The sequence below is a fragment of the Anaerobiospirillum sp. NML120511 genome (assembly GCF_023050955.1).
Lineage (GTDB): Bacteria > Pseudomonadota > Gammaproteobacteria > Enterobacterales > Succinivibrionaceae > Anaerobiospirillum.
The window spans coordinates 25,396-48,485 of the sequence record NZ_JALKIK010000038.1 but is presented as its reverse complement, the minus strand read 5'-3'; the positions used below and the strand labels follow the sequence as shown (position 1 = coordinate 48,485).

At 51.7% G+C, this 23,090-nt stretch carries 12 protein-coding genes; 6 read left to right on the top strand and 6 right to left on the bottom strand.

The window, feature by feature from the left end; genetic code table 11:
* From MXE39_RS10010 to MXE39_RS10000, 3 genes are all read left to right on the top strand, one after another.
* A partial coding sequence (locus tag MXE39_RS10010; RefSeq protein WP_246978637.1) for a hypothetical protein occupies positions 1 to 222 on the top strand: 222 nt, incomplete at its 5' end.
* A gap of 379 nt (positions 223 to 601) precedes the next feature.
* A complete protein-coding gene (locus MXE39_RS10005; RefSeq protein WP_246978638.1) occupies positions 602 to 1,741 on the top strand; it encodes a hypothetical protein in 1,140 nt (379 codons plus the stop codon).
* Between the two features lie 1,194 nt (positions 1,742 to 2,935).
* Positions 2,936 to 4,201, top strand: coding sequence for a hypothetical protein (locus MXE39_RS10000; RefSeq protein WP_246978639.1), 1,266 nt, complete (start codon positions 2,936 to 2,938; stop codon positions 4,199 to 4,201).
* A 368-nt stretch (positions 4,202 to 4,569) separates the two neighbouring features.
* On the opposite strand, the gene MXE39_RS13000 is transcribed toward MXE39_RS10000, so the two are convergent.
* The 6 genes from MXE39_RS13000 to MXE39_RS09970 form a co-directional block, all read right to left on the bottom strand.
* The gene (locus MXE39_RS13000; protein WP_281503441.1) at positions 4,570 to 5,709 is read right to left on the bottom strand and encodes a DUF805 domain-containing protein; all 1,140 of its coding nucleotides are present in this window, start codon (positions 5,707 to 5,709) and stop codon (positions 4,570 to 4,572) included.
* Between the two features lie 216 nt (positions 5,710 to 5,925).
* Positions 5,926 to 8,142 (bottom strand): DUF805 domain-containing protein, encoded by a 2,217-nt coding sequence (locus MXE39_RS09990; protein WP_246978641.1) that lies wholly within the window; start codon positions 8,140 to 8,142, stop codon positions 5,926 to 5,928.
* Positions 8,143 to 8,853: 711 nt separating this feature from the next.
* The gene (locus tag MXE39_RS09985; protein WP_247074040.1) at positions 8,854 to 9,171 is read right to left on the bottom strand and encodes a hypothetical protein; all 318 of its coding nucleotides are present in this window, start codon (positions 9,169 to 9,171) and stop codon (positions 8,854 to 8,856) included.
* A 279-nt stretch (positions 9,172 to 9,450) separates the two neighbouring features.
* Positions 9,451 to 12,444, bottom strand: a complete 2,994-nt coding sequence (locus MXE39_RS09980) for a hypothetical protein (RefSeq protein WP_246978645.1) — start codon at positions 12,442 to 12,444, stop codon at positions 9,451 to 9,453.
* 361 nt (positions 12,445 to 12,805) lie between these two features.
* A complete protein-coding gene (locus MXE39_RS09975) occupies positions 12,806 to 14,161 on the bottom strand; it encodes a Wadjet anti-phage system protein JetD domain-containing protein (RefSeq protein WP_246978647.1) in 1,356 nt (451 codons plus the stop codon).
* A 1,998-nt stretch (positions 14,162 to 16,159) separates the two neighbouring features.
* Positions 16,160 to 16,624 carry a DIP1984 family protein gene (locus tag MXE39_RS09970; RefSeq protein WP_246978648.1) on the bottom strand — a complete coding sequence of 155 codons (465 nt, stop codon included), beginning with the start codon at positions 16,622 to 16,624 and terminating at the stop codon, positions 16,160 to 16,162.
* Between the two features lie 2,352 nt (positions 16,625 to 18,976).
* Between MXE39_RS09970 and MXE39_RS09965 the strand changes: the two genes are divergently transcribed.
* The 3 genes from MXE39_RS09965 (at position 18,977) to MXE39_RS09955 (ending at position 22,931) form a co-directional block, all read left to right on the top strand.
* Positions 18,977 to 19,750 (top strand): hypothetical protein, encoded by a 774-nt coding sequence (locus MXE39_RS09965; RefSeq protein ID WP_246978649.1) that lies wholly within the window; start codon positions 18,977 to 18,979, stop codon positions 19,748 to 19,750.
* A gap of 300 nt (positions 19,751 to 20,050) precedes the next feature.
* Positions 20,051 to 21,511 carry a citrate transporter gene (locus tag MXE39_RS09960; protein WP_247074038.1) on the top strand — a complete coding sequence of 487 codons (1,461 nt, stop codon included), beginning with the start codon at positions 20,051 to 20,053 and terminating at the stop codon, positions 21,509 to 21,511.
* A gap of 505 nt (positions 21,512 to 22,016) precedes the next feature.
* Positions 22,017 to 22,931 carry a flagellin gene (locus MXE39_RS09955; protein WP_246978652.1) on the top strand — a complete coding sequence of 305 codons (915 nt, stop codon included), beginning with the start codon at positions 22,017 to 22,019 and terminating at the stop codon, positions 22,929 to 22,931.
* The last annotated feature ends 159 nt before the right edge of the window (positions 22,932 to 23,090 follow it).

Genomic DNA, 23,090 nt, shown 5'->3' with positions numbered 1-23,090 from the left:
CGAGCCAACAAAGGCATAAATAAGCCAATATTTGGCGAATACGCCTCAACGCCTAACACTGGTTATTTTAAAAGTCAATTAATTTCAATTATTTTTGAGAGGCATATCCTTCATCGGTTTGCCGTACTTACAATGCTGTTTGGTGCCCGTCACCATCAGCCCGCGCCAGTACCAGCCATATGCAGACAGCAGCCCTGGGATGCCATGCCTGATATGACTTAACATTGGCAAGTGCTGCTTCTCCCGGCGCCCGGCAGCCTCAGCTGCCAGTGCCAGCACCAGAACGCTATGACAACCTGTCATCATGTCACCATGGTGCCAGCGTCAGCCTGTGCCTCTGACCTTCTGTCAGGCTCAACATGGTTATCAGGTCGGCTGCACTGCCGCAGTATTACAGCTGTTACTGCAGAAAATTCAGTACAAACAGGAAGTCAAAGCAGCGTGTAACTGCAGGACCACATATCCTTGAGCACAGGTCAGCCCCGCTGCCCTCAGGGACCTGCCTGGGCAGCCAAGGCCCGGAATGCAGGCTGTGATGCCTGCTGGCAGTGCCGGTATGGCCCTTACTTACACGAACCTGGACATTGTTGGAATAATTTGTATGGAACGTAAAGAATATCCATGTCCTCAATGCGGACGCATCAAATACTATGACGGCCTCTGCTGGGTATGCAAGGCCCAGAATGAGCGTCAGCAGATTGCTGATATGAGTCAGGAGGAGCTGCAGTCCAGGATCAATGCTTTGCTTGAGAAGATAAAAACTGCAGATGATCTTGATGATGACTTTGAAGATCAGTTTTCAAAGCTGGCCCGCTATCGTAATATCGATACCTCAGAATTTGCGCGTATTGCCTTTAACAATGGAATTTACTTTCCCTGCGGTCTGTACAAGGATGCTCCTGAGCAGATAGTCAAGGGCCTGTGTGAGCTGCTGCTGCGTGATGATCTGGACAGCTTCCTTGCCAATCAGATTCTGCTGTGCGCTGCAGTCGCCGGTGCCCGTCCGCAGATGCGTCAAACTGTTTATGACACCTTTGTAACTCTGCATAAAGAGCCCCGTGCCTGGCGCAGCAAGCTGCATGTAGATCCATGCTCTTACGCTCCATATGGTGGCTGGACCTACGATAAAGACTTCAACATGATGGAGGTTGTCTACCCTCAGTGCTGGTCACTGGTTAAGGGTACGGCTCAAGACAAGGCCAACAGTCCGGTTACTATCATTTCCGAGACTGCTCCTGAAGAGCACTGTTCCCGCTGCGGTGCCCGGCTTTTTGAGATTATCCGCATTGACGGTCGCGATCCCCGCCTTGCTTTCCTCAAAATCGACGGCGTGCTTTCGATCAAGGGCTGCATGTCCTGCCTGTACTGGGATGACGGCTATTTCACCGGCTATGATCTTCAGGGCAACAGCTGGCCTCTTTCTGAATATGAGCAGGATCCTAACTGTGAATGCACAATAAGTGAGAATGATTACCAGAAAATGGCAGCCAACACCTGGGTGCTCGGTCCTGAGTCTGCCTCTCTGCGCTGGCATGCTGACTGGGATATGGGCAGCTCCATTGGCGGCTATGCTTTCTGGGTGCAGGATGTTGATATCAAAACCTGTCCAAAGTGCGGCAAACCAATGAAATATTTAGCCCAGATTCAATGGGATACCGTAGAGGAATTTGCCGAGGGTTACGGCTACATCGAAATCTGTCCTGACTGCCAGGTAGCATGCGTAATTCACCAGCAGACCTGATCTCCCATCAGACCTGATAATTCATATGGGCTGATACCACATCATGCCTCTGCCCCTGACAGCCCGGCCCGGCCTTACATGGCCAGCCCTGCACAGCCCCGCTGTGTGCCTGCCCGGCCGTGCAGGACAGCATCAGGCTCTGTGCCAGTGTCGACCCCGGTACTGGAGCAGATAAATACCATTGAAAGCCTGCCTCTGTGCAGGCTTTGCTGTTTATACGATATGCTTTACAAAATATTTTGTATTTATCAGTACCACAGCAGCTTTACTGTTGGCATACTGCAATTGTGGACATGAGGACAATGACTGACTGAGGGCATGTCTCTCTGGCATCAGAATGGCTACGAGAGTTTCAGGTGAAGCGCGAGAACTGTGAATCTATTAGATTCTGCGACAAAGGCTGAGCCCTGTGAGGCTGTGAGATTTTGAGGCGAAGGGTGTGCCCTGTGAGATTGTGAGATTCTGAGGCGAAGGGTGTGCCCTGTAAGGCTGTAAGATTCTGAGGCGAAGGGTGTGCCCTGTGAGGCTGTGAGATTCTGAGGCGAATGGTGTGCCCTTTGAAGCTGTGAGATTCTGAGGCGAATGGTGTGCCCTGTGAGGCTATGAGATTCTGACGTGAGGGCTTAGGCCTGTGGGGCAGTGAGATTTTTGGGGGACAGCAGTGGCGTTTGAGCGCAGGGCATGCAGATATCTAATGTCCTGTATGTGATGCAGATCCCAAAGTGCTCTAATGTTATATCGACAGCTTGTATTACCATGGCGCTCAGGCGTAATACTTATGATAGGCTGAAAAGATGGACAGGCACTGGAGCCTTAACCGGTGCGCCATGCCTGCAGGTTTGTACTTTCCTGCATAACTTACCGACAAAAGATTCACATCAGGCCCGATCTGTAAGGAAAAGGCCTGCAACAGCATTTTATAACCGGAGCTTACCGCCCAGGAGACGGCCGTGGCTCAGTCACATTTACTGCACAATATGGTGATTATCACGGAGCCATGCGCTTAGATAGAGATGCAGATTCAGCTGCACTGACAGTATCAGCAGCGTGACCATACTTTGCGGTATGTTCCGCGTATGCATTCTGGCTGCTGCGGTGTGAGCTGTCTGCTGGTAACAGTATTTTAATTTGCCGCTGCGGCGGCATCGGGAGAACGGGCTGGCCCTGACCTTTGGGTACAGCCTGGTTAGACGAATGCAACTGAAGGATTATCAGGTCTACTGTGCGACCTTTGAACCATGTGAAGTTCAGGGCAGTAATGCCGGTTACCGTGCAGTCATACATGCACAGGACCTGGACATAGTTACTTACGGTGTCAATTTCGAAAACACTGTCAAAATGGCCCGCAGTGCTGTAGTGGACATGGCCCATGCCATGTCCTATGACGAGCTCATACCCTCAGGATGCCCGGCTCCTGTAAATTCTCTGTGTACTGGAAGCCCTGATGATCCTGACAATGATTATCTTCTAAAGACTGTACAGCAGGACCTGCCCATAATCATAAGATCCCGTGGTGCCCGAACAGAATCCATGAGACGCGGCTCAGCTGGTTCTGTGCATGCCGATCAGAGCAGACTGACCAGACTTACTGACTGTGACAGTGCCGCTGAACATGCCCTGGGCTCTGTTAATGCAATTGCGGCCAGCTCAATGCCAGATAACAGTACGCATAGCATTAATGTCAATGTTCAAGCCCCTGAAAACCCATCAGGATCATCTAGCCTTTTAGCCAATTACCCTTCCTTACAGCCAGCTGCTGCAAACTGTGGCGCCTCCATACCGCCAGCTGCTGCAAGCTGTGGCACGCCACTACAACCGGCTGCTGCAAGCAGTGGCACGCCATTCCAACCTGCTGCTGCAAACTGTGGCACCTCCTTGCAACCAGCTGCACACAATGCCTGCTCATCTTGTGATGATGCAATCAGCGGGCAGCACGATAACCAGTCATTCCCACCGTTCACCGCAAATACGAACTCTGCTCCATCATCGGGAGCCATGATGCCAGGCCTATCAGGCCATTGTGACGCTGTTTGCGGGCAAGCGCAGTATGGCGACATGACGCCAGCTGATGCCAGTCATGATCGTGCCTCAGTACGCGGCAGTTCAGACAGCTCAATTTTACAGCCTGATGCCCTGACTCAGCTTTCTACCTTTAAAAGCAGCGATATCCTGTCAACTGAACTGGCCGAGCCACGCTATGTAAAGAAGAAGAAGCAAGGAAGCGGCAAAAGGCATAGCCTCGATGTGCAGTTTGAGCTGCCCGGACAGACTGCGGTTAAATTCATAATTGCCAATCACATGTGCCGTCATGGTCTGAACTTCAATAAAGTGGCCTCTCTTGCTGGCTGTCAGCGTGAGGATATAGAACATCAGCTGGACTTTTACAGTGACACCTGCGTGTTTGACCTCAAGCTCATTATGGCCACGCTGGGTATTACCATCAGCGGATTTCGTGTCTGACCGTCAATGCAGCCTCAGTTTACCCCTGACGACAGTACCGGCCTCTGCTTCCGCCTGCGACAAAGTCGTACCTGCATGATGCAGTACCTGCATAACCTTCCATCCACGCATTATGCAGTACCTGCATGAGGCCCTGCTGGCAAGCTCCTGATGTCATGCATACAGGGCCTGACGTCATGCGTGCATGCGTTTTCAGGTCTGCATGATTGCAGCGTTGCATCTTTGCAGGCATGGTACTGGTTCCGGGGCTGTCAGACCCATAAGAGAGGCTCTTTAAGCAAAAAAGCTCAGATCTTTCGACCTGAGCTTTTCTTTATGGCGCCATGATGACCTTACTCCAATACTGAGCAAATGCTCAGTAAGGCTGTTTATGGTCTGTCATTGCGTGAGTTGTCGTTATAGCGGTTAAAGTCGGCATCATCTGCATGACTGTCGGCAGCCGGGGCATTGTTTTGTCCCTGCGGCTCCTGCCAGTCATTGCCATCAAAAAAGCCCTGATTACCATGGCCTTGAGTTGGGCCTGGATGACCGTCGAATGGCCCCTGAGGTCCATGCTGCCATGGCTGGCCATCATATGGCCTCTGAGGGCCTTGCTGGCCGTCGAACGGCCCCTGAGGTCCATGTTGCCATGGCTGTCCGCCATATGGGCCCTGCGGACCACCATATGGGCCCTGTGGGCCATTGTGCCATGGCTGGCCGCCGTACTGGCCCTGCGGACCACCGTATGGGCCCTGTGGGCCATTGTGCCATGGCTGGCCGCCGTACTGGCCCTGCTGCCCCTGCGGACCACCGTATGGGCCCTGTGGGCCATTGTGCCATGGCTGGCCGCCGTACTGGCTTTGCTGCCCCTGCGGACCACCGTATGGGCCCTGAGGACCATTCTGCCATGGCTGACCGCCAAACGGACCCTGTGGGCCTTGCTGACCATCAAAAGGTCCCTGCCACTGCTGGCCATTATAAGGACCTTGCTGACCAAACTGACCACCGGCATACTTGCTGGAGCTGACGGCGCACAGCTGATCAAAGGTCATTCGGAGCGGATCAGGACCAAATCTGTTATCTCCGTCATTACCTTTGAGAGCACAAAGGACAATCAGATAGATAAAGCTGGCGATCATAACAATCACCAGGCCAATCAAAGCTGTCATAAACTCGGGATTGTCCTCAGGTGATCTGAAAGAGTCGTCCGTGATTAACTCAAGGAAAAACACGCCGACAAAAACTCCAATGAAGGCAACAGCATAAGGTAGAAGTACCCACCATCCTCTGCGGTTGGTATCGTGCAGTCGTCGAACTGATACAGAAATGGTGGCAACTGACAGATACAGCTGGCAGACAATGCTTATCAGAGGTCCCAGCAGGGGTACAAGTTCTACTATCGTCAGCACAGCATTGGCAATCAGGCCAATGAGCATTAAGAACCAGTACTCCGATCGCGACGAACGTCCTTTGAAATCAAGCACTCTGTACCTAAGTCCCAGCAGTGCCGCCTCCTTGAAGGTCACCATGGTGTTCTCCTAATTACTATCAAATCAATCGCACAATATGCCTGCCATCATGAAGGGGCGTGCAACTGGCTATCCTCTGCAGTGTACAGCAAAAGCAATCACTGAATAACAGCCGATATCACATGGCGGATCAATATATTCCCATTCATGGCTGCTGGCCTTTATCGCCACAGCATGGTTGCGCAGCAGGTACCACGCTTATAAATTTCCATACATCTATTGATATCCCGGAACGCGATCTACTGTCGGCCCGTCACTGCAAGCCAGATCAGTGATTGCAGGTGGTTGCTCCTGCCAGGCTACAGTATGACCGGTGCTCAGCAAATTACGCCCATCACCGCAAAGAGCCTGTTGCCCGTCAATCATCACAGCAGCCACCATGCTGGCCGGCAGCGTCATTGCCGACAGGCCGCCACTGACGCCATTGTCAGCACTGCCCTCACCCCTGGCTGCTGCAGTCGCTGCAGCCGGCACTGGCGCAGCCACAGTTGTGGCTGCTGGCGCCGCATCTGATGATGCAGGGGCATCAGTTGCTCCGGCAGTTGCAGCAGCTGCAGAAACTGCTGCCCCTGCTGTCCATGCAGCGGCAGGGGCTGAGGCGATCTCAGAGCTGGACTGTGCCTCAGGCTGTAGCTGCATTGCTGGTTCATAAAGCCACCACGGGTACCAGGAGATCTGGGCAGTTTGCGGATCAGCTTTCTGCCCATGGCTGGCCTCACTGGCAAAGCTGGCACTCTGCGGCTCCTCAGCAGTCAGGCTGCCTGAATCAGATGCTGTTGCGCCGCATTCAGATGAGGCAATGTCATAGTGCTGGCCAAAAGGCTCGCACCAGTGTGACATGAAGTATGGCCAGTATGGGCTCTGGTTTTGCCCGAAAACTCCCTCAGATTGCATGCCAGACATTACCTCAGTCTGGCCCCCAGTCTGCCCGTCGGTCAGGCCGACAGCCAGTCCTCGAGAAAGCTCTTCAGACAGCAAGCCGCCCTGCATGGCTATATTCTGCTGCCAGAGCATTGCCCAGTACTGCCACCAGGCCCACTGCTCCGGGGACATGGAGTAAAGGCTCATATCCATAGCCGCTGCCCCATCTGCAGCTGCAGCTGTGGCTGCGGCTGTGGCTGCAGCAGTCGGCCTGTCTGCTGCACATGCTGCAGCTGCAGCATTATAGTCATCTGGCGATGGAGCATTATATTTATCAGACGATGGCGCTTCAACTTCAGGATTGTGTGCAGCCTGAAGCAGGCAGCCATCAGTGAAGCTGCCATTCGGGACAATGTAAGCAGGAACAATTTCATTCAAAGCAATGTCATTCTGGACAGATCCTTCGCAGGCAGATATATACGGTGAAGAGCTGTCATGAGCCTCTGCATTTGAGGCTGCAGCATCAGGGGCAAAGATGTAAGGGAAATACCAGGCCATCATCTGCCAGTACTGCTCTGGAGACATGTACATAAATTCATGATAAGGCCAGTATGCAACATGGTTTTCGCCATCAATGCTGTCGGAAGTATTTAAAACACTGGCACTTCCTGGGAGTGACGCTGCACAAGTGTCCTTGCCCGGTGCTGCAGCTGTTGATGGGGCCGACTGGGTAGCGCCTGTATACTCAGACGCGCCTGACGGCGCAATGTACTCAAAACCGGGGAAAGCATGGCCAGGATGGTCAACAGAGCCAGTATGGCTATGAATGTCAGCACGGCCGCTATGGACAGCAGGACCAGGCGGCATCATTGCCGGATCGTAGCCGTAATAACCAAATCCAGGTGCAGGTGCAGGCGGCCATGGGGCATTGCTGTTAAAGAGCTCAGATGTGCCTTCTGGACGCAAATGCTCATTGTCATGCCAATTATCATATTCGTCAGGCTTTGACTGGACACTGTCTACAGGAGGGCATGGGATGGCTCCCTGATTGATAATGGCCGAACCAGGCTGCTGGCCTGTGCTGCAGACTGCTGCATTAATACCGCTATTTCCGTACCCGTTTGCACTGGCAGACATGCGTCCCAGGGGATCAGGTCCATATCTGTTAGGACCGCTTACTCCCTGCCCGAGAAGTACCAGCATCAGGCCAAACAGGTATACGAGCCAGAAGAGAACTGCTCCAATTGCTATAAACAGCCCCAGATTAGAGTCGATCTGGAATGCTGTAACCAGCGCTGTAATGAATAAGGCCAGAGGTATCAGAAAGCCGCCGGCACCAAATCCAAGATCATGAAGTCTTCTTACGGTAACAGCAGGTAAGGGCAGCATTAATACCGCCATCATAATCAGTATGAGTTCGACACTGTCATAGGTTTCAATAATGTGCCAGGAGGACATCACCTCAAGAGCAAGTGCCAGAAAAAAATACGACCAGAACTCAGCTCTGGATGCACGACCCGTAAAAATAAAGGTCTTAAAGATGCATCTGATGCACGCATTTGCTATTGGCATAACGCCTCCTGATAAAACTCTGGCAAAACTGCCACCGCCCCATCCAAAGCCCGGATCTAAACCACAAGCTGGCAATGGCCCTGACCAGGCCATGGCTCATTATCATGCCCATAGCCCAGGACTCAGGCTCAAGCCTAAGGCTCAGGGCTCAGGCTAAAGCCCAGGGACCATGTCCATGCTCAATCCCTGGCCCTGGCCCTGGGCCAGAGCTACGGCTACAGCTACAGCATATAAAGCTTTGCACTGCACAGCCTGACAGTAATTCATCCATGGCAAGACTGCCCAACAGGTGCTATGACATGGGCAAGGTCGAAGACAGAAGCCAGGTCCGGCTCAATACCTTCATTTAACAGGCAATATTCAGCCCATACTGTTAACAGTGCATATGCACACAGGCCAGGGTGCAAGGGGCTTTGCCGGCATGCCAGTGAATAAGCCACGTAACAAAGTATGCAGACATAAGCATGAACAGGCAATAGCCCGGCATCTGCCCGAGGCTGCATCAGCATGGTCAAACTCAGCATGACTGAGCTGACAACTGATGTTCGAACCTGGCTCGGTAAGACCACCTCTGAGCTTGTGAAACAGCCGCTCAGAGCAGCAAGCCATATTGTTCAGGCACAAAAAACCCGGACACATGTCCGGGCTTTCTGTATGGGTATGCGGCATTCAGATGCAGCATTACTGATACGTCAGGGCGTAGTATACAGCTTAGTGAAATTTTCTGTCGCTTTTATCAGACTCATTCTTACCCTGATTTAATGCAGCTTCTACATCCTGATGTGAGGCCTTGCTGCCCATGGCAACATTGTTCTCCAGATTATTAACGACGCTCATGCTGGAGGCTGCGTCCTGGGAGGCCATGTCTGCAGCATTGTGGGCTGCATTGTTAAGTGCCTGCTGGGCTGCACTCTGAGCAGCCTGATCCGGGTCCTGTTCACCTGCCAGAGGCTGGACCTGAACCTGGCCATGCTCCTGAGTTGATGGGGGCGTGTTCCTGTCTGCAGTCAGGTCCCTGGATAGGGTCATGGTCCTGGCTGCAGTCAGGCCCCTGGATAAGGTCATGGTCCTGGCTGCATTCAGGCCTCTTGTTGCAGTCGGGGGCTGAATGTAGTCTGCTGAAAATTATTGGTGGGAGCAGGAAGATTTGTGCAGCGCTGCGTCCGTTGGGCACAGTATTGCACTGATGAGCCTGGCCAGGCGGCCATTGACGCTGCAGTTGCCATGGTCAGCTGCAGCGCCTGATGTTTTCAGAACGGCTATGGCTGCTTCAGAGATAAAAAAACCCGGATAAACCGGGCATTTTTATTATTTGCGTTTGGTAGTGCGGCGGGCACGACGTGCCGGTGCAGCCTTGGCAGGTTGCTCTGCAGCTGGCTCAGCGTCAACTGCAGATCTGGCTTTTGCAGCTGACTTTGAGGAGGCAGCGGCTGCCGGAGCTGCTGCGGAGGCATTTGCAGCTTCAGGCTCTACTGGTACAGCCTCTACAGGCACGGCTTCGACCTCAAGAACACTGGCAGATGCGCCGGTCAGGGCAGAGCCGGTAAGCTCGGATGCGGCCATGGTTGAAGGCGCAGCCGGCAGAGCTGGAACCTCCTGAGCCTGAGGTGCGGCCAGAGTACTGTTACCGCTCCAGGCACGCTGCAGGCGTGAGGAGGTGGTAACAATACGGGTACTGGCATTGCCCAGCAGGGTAGCATTGATGAGCTTGTCATCCTTTTCCCTGTCCTCGATGTTCAGGCTCTCGAAGAAATAGTCAGGTGGCAGGGTAACCTGCTGCTGACGCATTAGAGAGCGCATCTCAGGGGTAAGACGACGGCTCATTAAAGAGCGGGCTTCGGCGCTGGGCACAAAGGTATTACGCTCATTACGGACAACACGAATGACAGGACCCTGTGCATCCTGTGCCTCCGGTGCCATGGAAATGCTTCCCATAATCAGGGTATTACCCTGGGAAAGAATCTCCTGCTTGAGAGCCTGACCCTTATCCCTGAGCTCGGCACGCATGGCAACATTAGCCTTGCGCTCCTGCTCCATTACAGCAGCCTGCTCATCATCTTCAGCCATACGGTTACTGCAGATCAGACCAGGGGCCTGCTCTTCAGGAATACTGCCTTCAAGAGTTGATGGCAGAGCCTGAGGTTCAACAGGCTCAGGGGCTGGAAGCTGCTCCTGAGGAACACGGAAAGTAATACGTGTTGATGGGCTGACCTCAAGTGTAGTCTGATTGCTTTTGACCTCTTCGCCACTGCGTACAACCTGAGCCATCAGGCCTGAAGAACGCAGAGTGCTTCCGTCGGCACCAAAACCGGCTGCTGCCATGGAACGTGCAATATGAGCTGCAATACCCATGGTGGTGGAACCGGAAAGCTGGTGTCGGTTGATACGGGCACCGTGCAGTCCTTTATCAACGCTGTTGGACTGGTAGGATGTGTCAGGAGTGATCTGTAACTTGGTCATGGCTGGTGGAGTGCCAATGTGCGGAGCTGGCAGGCACTGGGCATAGGAAGGGCCCTTACCAAAAGCCGAGCGCACAGGGCTGTTATTTGCCTGAGTGAAGTGATTACGTACTCTGGCATTTTCGCCCCTGGCATATAATGAATTAAATACTTCGTACTTGCCTGGATTACGACGCGACAGCACTGGACCAGGGGCAATGCCAAAGCGGCTGCTGGTGGTGGTGCGACGACGTGACTGTGCATTGCTGACCGGCTGCGCGTTGGCGGCACGTGGCAGAGTGAACAGTCTTGGAACAGGGATATACATGCGGTTACCCTGCTCACCAGTCTGGTGACGGTCATAGGCCAGATCATGAGCGCTGTTGGCTACACGGCGGAATGAACGTGCCATTTCGGTGTACTCAAGACCTGAGAAACCATAAGCAGGAACACGCATTACCGGAGCTCTGAAATTTTCATAGCTGCGCTGGGTAAGACCGGTATTGTGCTTAAGAGAACGAGGTTCGTTGGCAGTTGGAATCCAGGAAGCCGGAGACAGCTCTGCCTGATAGCTCTCAGGAATATTAAGCTCCTGATGAGCAACCTCGGTACCATGTACCTGAGAGGTGAAATCGTCTGTAGAAACCTTGCCTGAAGCAGCACCTGATACCAGACTTGTCCTGTCTGTGTTCAGATTACTGTCAGGATAGCCAAAGGACTCAGAAGCATCTGAAGGTGCATAGGCAGCGTTATCATCAATAGATGAGCCACGTACCGGGCTTAAAGACTTGTCAGCAACAGCACTTACTGAACCGCCAGGAATATGCTGTGTTACAGAACTGTAGTCATAGCCACCAGCACTTAGTGATGGGGCATCACCACTGTAATGTGCGGCATTGAGGGTCTGCAGGGAGCTGCCATCATCAGAGCTGATACCTGCTAGAGGATTGATCTCATGGGCAGCTGATCCGTAAGCCACTGCTGTACCGGATGACAGCACTGACGATCCCTTTATTTCAGAGGAGTTGCCGTTCTGTGATGCAGCCTTATCTGAGTAAGACTCCTTGTTCTGGGCCCCCTTACTGCCCTTATTGTCAGCAGTGTTCTGGCTGCTGTGGGCGTCACGGCCGTCATTGCGCTCGCCGGCACGGTCACCAGCGCGGTCGTTCTTGTGCTCAGTAGTGCGCTCACCAGCGCGGTCGTTATTGTGCTCAGTGGTGCGCTCACCAGCGCGGTCATTGCGATCACTGGCGCGCTGTCCAGAGCGATCGCTGCTGCGACCGCTGTCACGATCTGATGATTTGTCGTGTGACTTCTTGCCCGAACGGGAGGCAGAACCTTCTGGGGCTGATGGGGATGCAGACTGCGCAGCGCCTGCTGATCCGGCGTTTTCTGATGGAGCCTGAGAGCCATAGGCCGGCATAGCGGCAATGCCCTGACCGGCCTGAGCTGCGGCAGCGGCTTCACGGGCCTGCTGCTCACGCAGAATCTGAGCGAGGGCATTGACAGTCTCGGCTGCGGCCGGGCCGTCTGCTCCATAGGCAAAGTCCTCAACAGCAGCGGTCTCTGTTATTGAGAGATCGTCAAAACCACTGTCTGGCATGCCACCGAAAGACTGACCGTCATCAATCATGGCCTCAAAGCCCGACAGGCTGGAGCCATAAGCTGAATCCTGATAGCTTACAGCAGATCCCAGATCCTGCTGCCAGGACTGAGAGTCTGTTGAGGCTGCGGCAGTGACCTTTCCCTGGTTGCCAGACTGAGAGCCTGAACCTGACCGGGATGAGGCCGCATCAGAGGCAGCATGCTTTTTTCTCTTGTTGCTTCTGTTGTCCTCGTGGGATGCCGATGAGCTTTTTGGCATGTTATTACCTTGTACGGTGCGATTAATCTTTTGCTGAAAAATGAAACCCTGCGCCAGGCAGGGTTAGTCATTCCTGACTGGGGTCAGGACCCGGCGCAGATGCCTCGCTGGCAGCTCCGCCCTTTAGCGAAACAGGCCTGCGGAATATGGGTGCCGCAGGGACAGGGGCAGTAATTGCAGCCCTGTCATATCCATACGGCTGAAAGTCCCGTGAAGTGACTGTGCTGTTATCACCAGGTCAGGTCAAACCTGACGGAAACATCAACCCACCTGGACAATAGTGCTGCAGGTGAGCATATCACTTGATGTGTGAACGGTCTTTGTAGCCGTATTGCCGGAGCGACCGGGCCTGTAAGTTATATCAGGCTCTGCGCTCTCTGCTGGCAGCCTGCTCAGCTTCCTCTTCCTTGTCTTTCTGCTTTTGCAGAGCGACATTGGCCAGCTTGCGGCGCTGTTCGAGATCAGGGTAAGGGTCATTGCCCTTGAGGGTATTTGGACGAACGCCATCAATACCATTTACCTTGATATCGTGAGCCAGAGACTCATCTTCAGAGCCCAGAGCAGTGGCGACCAGAGCCAGTGGCAGACGCTCGATATCAAGACGGATATTGGTGCCGTAGAAACCGTCAAGCAGGCAGCGGTAGAGGTGGGTTTCTGCCTGATTTAAGGCAACAGGTGCGCAGTCATAGGTCTGGGCATCGTTGGCAGTCCAGAGATCCTGGTTGGACAGCAGAGTCTGCTCATCCATTAAGAGGCTCTCGATATTTGGCAGATACAGACGCAGGTTGTGCAGAATGGCAAAGGACTTCAGATCAATGGAGCCCAGGTACTGACACTGGCTGTTGGCAACCCAGTCAACCTCACATACCTCACGGATATGTGAAAGCGGGGTCATGATGGCCATGGTGCCTTTGATTGGAGGCAGAGCCACAGCGGTAGAGATATTGTCCATAAAGACAATACGGTCAGGACGCAGCTGCAGTGAGGCCATTTCGTCAATAGCGCAGGCAAAGAGCTTCATGCCGCCAACACGGGCACGCAGGTCATCATCAAAGAGGACAATACGTACCAGAGATGGTGGCGGAATGATACCGAGCTGGAGAATGTCCTTGCGGTATGGGTTGAGCTCGAGGTAGTCGCGCAGGAAGTCCAGAAGCAGCGGAGTGTACTTCTCAAACCAGGTGGTATCGATACCACGGATAGGAATCTGACGGGTAAGGAAGTTGGAGTCGCGGTTTTCACAGAGCCACTTGGAAACAGCAACCACACGCTCAAAGTCGATCCAGTCAAGATTGGACAGACCATTGATAACGTTGAGGGCAGAGTCGGTAAGCTCTGGAATTTCCTGAAGGATGAGGCTCAGGCAGCGGATAGCAGACTGATACTCAACCAGGTGACCGGCCCAGGTGGCCAGCTCTTCAGGAGTCTCAAATACCAGATGTACCGGAACCTTAACGGCGCCGATATCGTCAAAAGTACGATCTACAAACTCTACATGACCAGCAGGAAGAGGAGCACTCCATTCCTTGCAGAAATTGATAAATGCAGTCTGATTCTCAGCTACATCCTCGTCTCTGGTTGGAGCACCAAGATAAAGGTGGGTAGGAAAATCCTCAGGTACATCACGCTTGTCATTTACATGACTGGCCAGCCAGCTGATCACTTTGGCGCGATAGTAGTTGTTAATCTCGCTGCGAATAATGCTACGGTTTTTCAAAATGAACTTCCTATGGTCTAAACGTGCCCAGGACATCCTGTCAGCTCTGATGCACCACTAAGGCTTAGGTTTAGCAAAGTAGCCTTACCAAACTAAACCAAAGCCTCAGACAGTACCTGCGGAGGCAATACCCTGTAATGGTATCAGGAAAGGGATTTTTCCCTTTATCCAAATGCTCTCCGGGGCGCGCTGCGCCTGGATCCGTAATGCGGGCGCAGGGAGGCACAATAATCTTCAGTCCAGCAATTATAGCATATGGCCATATCTACAAAACTGCCTGACCGGTAAAAGGCGCTTTACGCCTTTTTTTGCGGCATTCCTCACACTTTTCCCCGTGAAAACACAGTCGCCGCAAAACATCCAGCCCCTTTAAAAGGCTGTCTTCTCCCTTTCCATCAGCATTAGCTCAATCCAGCTCCTTATACAGACAACATAACTTGAGTCGACGGGATAAAGGAGCTTACCAGGTGCTTGTGTGACATATATGGGGATGCGTATTTGCATCGGTAATATATCTGCAAAGATGCAATTACGACGTCCCCATAGCCCAGCCCTGCAAACGGACCTGTCCAGCCAGGATGAATGCAACAGGGACGGTAACCGGTAATGCAGGAAGCAAGGCCAGCCATAAGCTGAACAGATTAGAGGCAAAAGAACGGCATTATTTTACCTGTTATCCGGTCAAAACCAGACAAAGAAAAAATACATACAGTATCAGATGTGCACCAGTAATTATCCTGGCCCGTCCATGCAGGCCCGCCCCCATAAAAGCTCATAAACACAGTCAAAAGCACAAACAATAACATCCCGAATCACCGCCACAACTAAGACCTTAGCCATGGCCACAGCCACGACAGCCCTGGTCATGGCTGTCATCACTGCCACGAACTCAGCCGCCCTGTCCCGCACAGTGCAATACCAGCCACACTGCAAGGCCAACAAGCAGCCAGCCTCGCAGCTGTCATATACATGCGACTGTCATGACTACCTTGATGTGGAAGCTGAAAGTGCCGCTACAGGTCAGGTTCAGGTGCAGTACACATGGAGATGCAGATACAGCTGAATTTAAAGGTAAAGAGTAAAGATGTGCCCTGACCTGGCCTGCCCATGCCCTTGCTGCCCAAAGCCTTGCTGCCCCTGGCCCAGCCCTGCGAGGCTGTGATTATGAGCACAATGCAGTATCTGATTTCGTCATGGATACGGATAAGTGTTGAGTGCTATACAGGCAAAATCCTCTAAATCTGTAGCGCTGCTGCATGATCAGCCGATTTGCAGGGCTGATCATAAGGCCCATGAGAGGGCAGAAAAGCCAGGAGATCAAGGAAGATGCAGGGCTGCAATTTCAGGAAATAAGCACGGAGGCCTGACGCCGGACAAGCCATGGTGCAGCAGAGAAACACTAATAAAGGAGGGCAGATCAGGCTTACCTGGCAAAGGGGTTATGAGGAGGAAAGGGGTTATGAAAGGATGGGATTCAAGGGAAGACGGGATTCCGGGGATGAATGGGGCTGGGAAAGCGAGGCCATGGCTCCTCGTGAACAAGAGGGCTGGCCGGGGAAATACAAATAAAAGCGCCCATGGACCGGAGGTGCAAGGGCAGATGTGCTGCTAAAACGGGTTTAGCCATGTGGCCTGACAGACTTGATGCCTGGCAATCCTGCGTCTGTGGCCGGGTTGCAGATATGCAGAAATCGGGTCAGGTCCCACGTCCCACCCTCATCGGCTGCTTCGTCAATACCATGGTAGTAACAATACAACGTGAATTGTGCACCTGTAAGTTATGCTGAGCGTGAATGATAAATAACAAATACTCCGCTCCTGGAGCTTAAACGTGACAGGTTCCTTTTCGACAATACAATGTCGACTCGCTGGTATTCGCCCAAAACAGCAGACTACCGACTGAAAACCGATATGCTGCGTAGTGTCAAAGACTATGGTCTGCCGCCTTGCGGCTTCTGGCACACCATGCTCTGACTGGTCTGTATGAAGTCTGGAGGCCTACTCCTCAATCAGATCAGCACTCCAGTTAAACTGCTGAATACTGTTGTCCACCTTGCGAAGCTCGGAGCACAAAATGTCCAGCTTCTGCTGATGGGCCTTGATATCAACAGCAGGCAGAATCTTAATTTCACCGCCTCGGGCACGCATATTACTGGTTCGTGCCACATCAAGAATGTCCCTGCAGTTTCTGATCTTAAGGTTAAGAATGTCACGACGGGACAGGTACCATGTCACAGGCTTGCCCTCAAGCATGCTGCGGCTGTTGGTCATATTGATTGAATAGATAAGATGCTCAAGACGCTGGTACAGCGACTCAAGCTCGGTAAAAAGTGACTCCGGGTTCTCAAGAGGCTCTGAGCCTTCCTGCATCAGAGCAGCGCTCATGGCTCTGGCACGCAGCTGGTTAATCTGGCGCTGCAGATCAGCTCTTTCCTGAAGTGCTTCAGCGAGTTTCACCTTCATCTACTCCTAATTCAGACGGCACTTACTGCCAGTCAAAAATCCAATTGCCTGAAAGTCCAGGGCCTCGTGACCTCAAATAAGGCATCTTAAAACAGCATGCCTGCACTCCTGCAATCCTTTATACGGCGTCAGTCACGTACTCATGATCCTCATAAATTAAAACGACTACAGGCAAAAGTCGAACTAACAGAAAAAACGAGGTCACCTCATGGAAAGCAGCCCTTTGTTTTTACCTGCAATGTGTTGCTGCCCTATAGGGCCGGAGGGTCCGGACGGGACTGGACTAAAGAGCAATAAGCTCTCATACAGGACAGGCATTCTAGCATACTATTGCTTTTTAACCATATCGCATCCTGACAGGGATCCAACCCTCCCTCTTTATATCCATGATGCCCTACCTGCCTGCAGGCAGGCAGCCTGTTTAGTCTCCATACCGGCCCCCCCGGTTCTCAAAATTCACTACAGCTTCATCTGGTCCATGTATTAGTGTGCTTTATGTGCACTTTGTGTCATGTACAGATCATTTTGCGATTTCCTATGAACAGTCAGCATGCCTGCACAGCTCTCTTATAACCTTAAACCATAGTTGCAGTCCCATACCGTTGGGACGGAAAAGAGCTCATTGCTTTTCAAAGCCTGCCTGCAAAGCTATAAGTTTTTTTGCTCTGCCCCTGCTTAAAGTTGCGTGACAAAATTATGGTCATTAGTGCCGAAACAGTGCCTTTTCATATCTATGGAAATTTCATGCGTATTTTGTGATAAATAGCCTTATTGTGCACCAATTTCATGCATGTTGCTATATTTAGGTGCCGTAAACGCTATCCGAAAAAGCCCGCTTTTTATTAAAGTGATTTATTTTTGCTGTTTGGAAACCTGCTGAGGGGCCTTTCCAGAAATTTACTGGTACTTTTCGTCTGATCCTGCAGATAGGGATGCCGTTTTGTGCCATTGATTATGACATGCTTGGATCCAAGTTAAACTCCGGATCCTGTCCTGATCTTTTATCCGGGTATGCCTGGGGCTGTAAATAAAAATGGCACAGAAAAAAATCACTCAAAGAGATGTAAAGAGAGCCAGATCACAAATAAAGATATTTGTAATGTGGCAATTTTGATGATTGCAGCGCCCGTTTTTCTTATGACCATCTGTATCTGTGCTCTCAAACTTGCGTTATGATGACTGGGAGTCAATAAATCTCTGATGCTGAGTTAGCACCGTACGTGACATCATGTGAAAACGGCTGCAGTGGCAGCTTGTCCGACAGATCGCCTCTGCTGGTGAGCGTCAGAGTAACTTTTGGCGGATATACCTTAATTAATATGAAATGCTTTTGCCCGCAGCAGTTTCTGCTTATATGAGGATCAGTCCTTACCGCCTGCGGGAGAGTGTACCGCTGTATGATTGCAACAGGCTCACAGTGCCCTTTCTTGTCTACAAGTCTGCGCTGCCCTGCCTGCCAATCTTCAGAACTGTGAACTACGGTTGTTTGCCTGGTAGCAACTGCTGTTTAAACGATACAGAGCTGTTACTGCGCATAAGGTAATTCCACTTCAGCATAATGGGGGCCCTGCATGGGAGCTTGCCACAGGCAGTTACCCGTACAGGTAAAGCCTGCTTTGCTGCCGGGAATGACGACTGCAGACAGGCGGTAATTAGTTATTGTGTATTGATGGTCAGCTGACACATCAGCTGCAAAATCATCTCTGCGCGACAGCTATTGCTGCTGTGCGCCCGTGACAGTCAACTCTGTCCGCTGCGGTTAGCCACTTAGCCATCTGTTCCCAGTATGGTACATATCTTTTCAGGTCTGTTGAAAAACAGACTGTGCGGCCTTTGAGGTCCCGTCCCTGCTTTCTTTCATCCACATCTGGATGTCCTGTGTCCTTCTGTCCTTTCCCAATATCAGGGGGAGTATCTGCATGCTAAGACTGGAGTAAACCATGGTCTTGCCCGGGTATTCCTCACATGGGCCGATCGCGCAAAGATCATTTCAGAGTGCGAAAGAGAACAGTTGTTATCATTCAGCAATATACAGAGCATGAACAGGCTCTGCTACACAGGCGCTCTACAGACGACCTGTCATATGCTTAATGATGCATATGTAATTTCAGCAGGATCAGATCATATAGCTGAAAAGACAAGGTCTTAATGAAACGGGAAGCTCTGACGTCAAAGCGAGACATGCTGAAAAACACTTTGTAAAACAGAATGTAAATCAGAATGTCAGGCAGCACAAAAATCCGTATTGGATGCAATTTCGCAGGAAACTGGCACGGGGCCGGGTATGCCCGGTGACCTGAGGAACAGGTCAGAGCCGGAGCGACTGAGGGCAAAAGCTCAAGTGGTGAAGTTATGTCAACCAACGATAATTTAACCCGTAAGGGCATCTTTATAGCTACAGGCTATTTATGTGCCGGCGTAGTGGTTGCAATTTTCGCAAGCCTTTCTCTGTGGGCAACCTTCTTTGACAGAGAGTACACAATTGCTTCAATTGTAGTCAGTGCTACCTTTATCGCCGGTATTATTGCCGGAATGCTGATTTTACGTCCGCTTATTCCAAGGGTAGGCGTAAAGGCTGTATTTGAGCAGGATGTACTGATCATGATGATTGGCCTTCTGTTCATGTCTCTGGCCATGAATCAGGCAATGCTTATCGTTGGCCTGCTCATCAGCGGTGTTGGTATGAGCTGGTACTTCACCGCCAATTTCAACGTTCAGGTAAAGGCTGCATCCAAGGGCGGCAGTTCAGCCATGTCACTGGCAGCATGGGCAGTTGGTCCTATAGTTTCTGTTGCAGTTCTCAATATATTTGACCAGTATGGTCTTCTGACCCTGCGACTTGTTTACGCTCACTTCATCGTAATCGCTTTCTGGGTATGGGTTCAGCGTCTTGGCCTGCACATCGACTACTCCGATGCACCTAAATTCGTACTTCGTATCCAGAAAGATGGCGTTGACTACAGCCATCACCACAGCAAGCCAAAGTCCAGGCCTTCCCCAGATGCCGATATCAATCTTGATGCCCTGAAGTCCATGGGTGGCTACATTCACTCTGACAGCACTGAAATCAAGGACGGCGATGCAGCTCCACCTGCCCCGAAGCAGAACGACAACAAGCGCATCTGATTAAGCAGTCCGGCTCTTCAGCCTGATTTGAAAACAGGTTCTGATCAGAATCCACGGGTACAGGTCACCACGATTCTTTACCCTGCAATAGATTGATTTTCTGCCTTAAGTACCATCCAGGATACTGTTAATTGCCAGTACATCCCTGATCTGATAACTGCCAGTACAGCCTCGATCGGATCTCTTTTTCAGTACGGGCTTATACATACCACCATGAGGCCTTTGATCCCGTGGTATAGCCTGATGTCAGGGCAGAGCATTTTGTGAAGATTAAATATGCCCCTCTTTAAAATTTTAAGCATGGTGGCGATGTTGCTCGGCATGGCCGGCAGCGCCGCCATGGCCGCAACTGGCGACAGCTCCGCCATTATCACCACTACTACTGTTTACGGCATCCGCTATGAGATGATCATCTTCGGTCTCATCCTCCTTGGTGTAGCCGTGTTTTACAACAAGACCATGCATGTTGCCCTGATAGGTTTGCTGGCTTTGTGTTTCTACAAGTATGAATTCCTTGTTGACTTCTCGGTGATTCATAAGCTTTTTGGTTATACCAACGCCGATGGTGAGTGGGTAAAAGGCTCATGGAATACCTACCTCAACCTCGCTCTGATGCTGCCTGGCTTTGCTATTCTGGCTAACATCTTTGAGGAGTCCAAGTTCCCTGCCGTACTGCCACGTTACCTGCCTAAGGGCATGGGCGGTGCCATGGTTCTGCTGCTGTTCGTTTTCATCCTCTCTACCTTCCTTGACAACATTGCTGCAGCAATTATCGGCTGCTCCATGGCCGCAACTCTCTACAAAGGAAAGGTACACATCGGTTATATCGCCGCTATCTGTGCTGCCTCCAATGCTGGTGGTGCAGGATCGGTAGTAGGCGATACCACCACTACCCTGATCTGGATCTTCGGTAAGGATCCACTCGTCCTTGCCCATGCCTTTATCCCATCAATTACAGCTTTCGTAGTACTGGCATTCTTTGGTGCCCGTCAGCAGCATCTGTATACACAGGACGTCTTTGTTCCACAGGGCGGCGTACGTGTCGAGACCCGTCGAATTGCCCTGGTTGGTCTGATTCTGGCAGGTGCCATTATCTTCAACTACTTCCTTGAGTTCCCTGCCCTTGGTATCTGGATCGCCATTCTGATTGGCACTCCTTTTGTGAAGATCAACTTCCGTGAAGGCCTGACTGCCATTGAGTCAACAGTATTCCTTATTGCTCTGGTATTCTGTGCCGAGCTCGTACCAATCGACTCCGTACCTGACGCTTCCATCCTGTCCACCATGGCCATCGGCTTCGTATCCTCGGTATTCAACAACATACCACTCACCCAGCTTACTCTTATCAAGGGCGGCTACGACTGGGCTCTGCTGTCCTTTGCGGTAGGCTTCGGCGGCTCAATGATGTGGTTTGGCTCCTCTGCCGGCGTTGCCGTATGTAATGTCTTCCCTAAGGCCCGCTCATTCATGAACTGGCTGCGTTACGGCTGGCACATTCCTTTTGCATTCCTTGTTGGCTTTGGCGTCTACCTCATTACTCTTGGCTGGGACCCAATGAAGGGCAACCCACCAGATCAGATGCCTGCTCCTATTACCAGTGAAGAGGCTGTAGGTAACACCCGTATCAACAAGAATGATCTGCCTGCAGGTGTAACCGTAGCTCCTGAAGCCGCCCCTGCTGCACCAGCAGCTCAACAGGCCCCAGCAGCTCCACAGGCCCCATCCGCTGCCACTCCAGCCTCTGAAGCCGGAGCCCAGTAACAAACAGGCGCATAAAGGCTCATAAGGACACAATCTCTGGCCAAATGGCCAACATCAAGGGCTGACCAGCTCAGCCCGCCTTCACTCAGGGCAGCATCACGCTGCCCTTTGTTTTGCCCAAAATCCCGCCCTTCCTCACAACACATTTCCTCCGCTTATCAATCCCAGTACAGGGCAATGATTGCACTGACAACTGAAGTAACAACGACCGTTTTCAGCCTTTAAATTGAAATTTCCACAAATATTAATTACAAAGACCTGAAACAAGGGCTTCTGATGAAGAGTTTTCCATTATGAGCTGACGAATGTTACACAGAATTTAACAGGATATCATCCATAATGATGTATCTATGAAAGTTCCGTTTCAGCCTGTTTTTGTGCCAGCCACACGGCATGTGTATCTATGTGTCACTGGTTATAAGGGACCGTTCATAAAGAAGTAAACAACCAGGGAAAACTTCCATGGTGTCACATTTGAAAGTTACTTTTTGTTAAGGAATCTGTCATGGCAGTTTATGTCAATACCAATGTATCGAGCTTGAATGGCCGTAGATATCTCAATAATGTGCAGAATCAGCTGACTACTACATACCAGAGACTCTCCTCAGGTCTGAGAATTAATTCTGCCAAGGATGACGCAGCTGGTTTACAGATTAGCTCCCGTTTAACCACCCAGATTAACGGTCTGAACCAGGGCAACCGCAACAGCTCTGATGGTATTGCCCTTGCCCAGACTGTTGAGGGCGCTATGGACGAAATGGGCAACATGCTGCAGAAGATCCGCACTCTGGCAGTGCAGGCCCGCAACGGCACCAATACTGCCGAGGATCGTACTGCACTGAGTAAGGAGGCCTCCTCACTGGCTCAGGAAATCACCCGTATTGCTCAGAAGACTACTTTTGGTGGCCAGGTGGTTCTTGATGGCGCCCACGGCCTTCTGACCAAGCCACAGGGCGCCAATGGCACCTCAATTGGTGAGCTTACCCTGCAGGTAGGCGCCAATAAAGGCGACACCATTTCATTCCAGATTCAGTCAATGAAGTTCTCTCAGATTGCTGTTGGTGGCGGTGTTGACGCTAACAATGATCTCAAAAAGTATTTTGATACCAAGAATTCTACAATTCTGTTCTCTACTGCTGATAACATCGATGCAGCTATTTCCAGCCTCGACAAAATGATTGCCAAGGTTGAAGGCAGCCGCGCAGACCTAGGTGCAATCCAGAACAGACTGGAATCTTCCATAAGAAATCAGGCCAACGTATCCGCCAACCAGGCTGATGCCCGCTCACGTATTCGTGACGCAGACTTCGCCGAAGAGTCCGCAAACCTGAGCCAGCAGTCCATTATCCAGCAGGCTGCTACCTCCATGCTGATGCAGGCCAACACCCGTCCTCAGCTGGGTCTGTCCCTGTTAGGCTAACAGCTCGTCACCGGACAGCACTAACCGAGGCTTAGCCTCTGGTGCACCCAAGGCCCTCTGCCGCCAGGCAGGGGGCCTTGGTGCTTTGGAATTACGATATCCTCCACGTGCCAATGAGTTGTCTGCAGAACGCGCCTCTGCCGAAGGAGCAAAGCCCCC

What these genes read in the sequence shown, in the direction of transcription:
- MXE39_RS10005 (WP_246978638.1), top strand. Translation starts at nt 602, where the DNA reads ATGGAACGTAAAGAATATCCATGTCCTCAATGCGGACGCATCAAATAC.
- MXE39_RS10000 (WP_246978639.1), top strand. Translation starts at nt 2,936, where the DNA reads ATGCAACTGAAGGATTATCAGGTCTACTGTGCGACCTTTGAACCATGT.
- MXE39_RS13000 (WP_281503441.1), bottom strand. Translation starts at nt 5,709, where the DNA reads ATGGTGACCTTCAAGGAGGCGGCACTGCTGGGACTTAGGTACAGAGTG.
- MXE39_RS09990 (WP_246978641.1), bottom strand. Translation starts at nt 8,142, where the DNA reads ATGCCAATAGCAAATGCGTGCATCAGATGCATCTTTAAGACCTTTATT.
- MXE39_RS09985 (WP_247074040.1), bottom strand. Translation starts at nt 9,171, where the DNA reads ATGACCCTATCCAGGGACCTGACTGCAGACAGGAACACGCCCCCATCA.
- MXE39_RS09980 (WP_246978645.1), bottom strand. Translation starts at nt 12,444, where the DNA reads ATGCCAAAAAGCTCATCGGCATCCCACGAGGACAACAGAAGCAACAAG.
- MXE39_RS09970 (WP_246978648.1), bottom strand. Translation starts at nt 16,624, where the DNA reads ATGAAGGTGAAACTCGCTGAAGCACTTCAGGAAAGAGCTGATCTGCAG.
- MXE39_RS09965 (WP_246978649.1), top strand. Translation starts at nt 18,977, where the DNA reads ATGTCAACCAACGATAATTTAACCCGTAAGGGCATCTTTATAGCTACA.
- MXE39_RS09960 (WP_247074038.1), top strand. Translation starts at nt 20,051, where the DNA reads ATGGTGGCGATGTTGCTCGGCATGGCCGGCAGCGCCGCCATGGCCGCA.
- MXE39_RS09955 (WP_246978652.1), top strand. Translation starts at nt 22,017, where the DNA reads ATGGCAGTTTATGTCAATACCAATGTATCGAGCTTGAATGGCCGTAGA.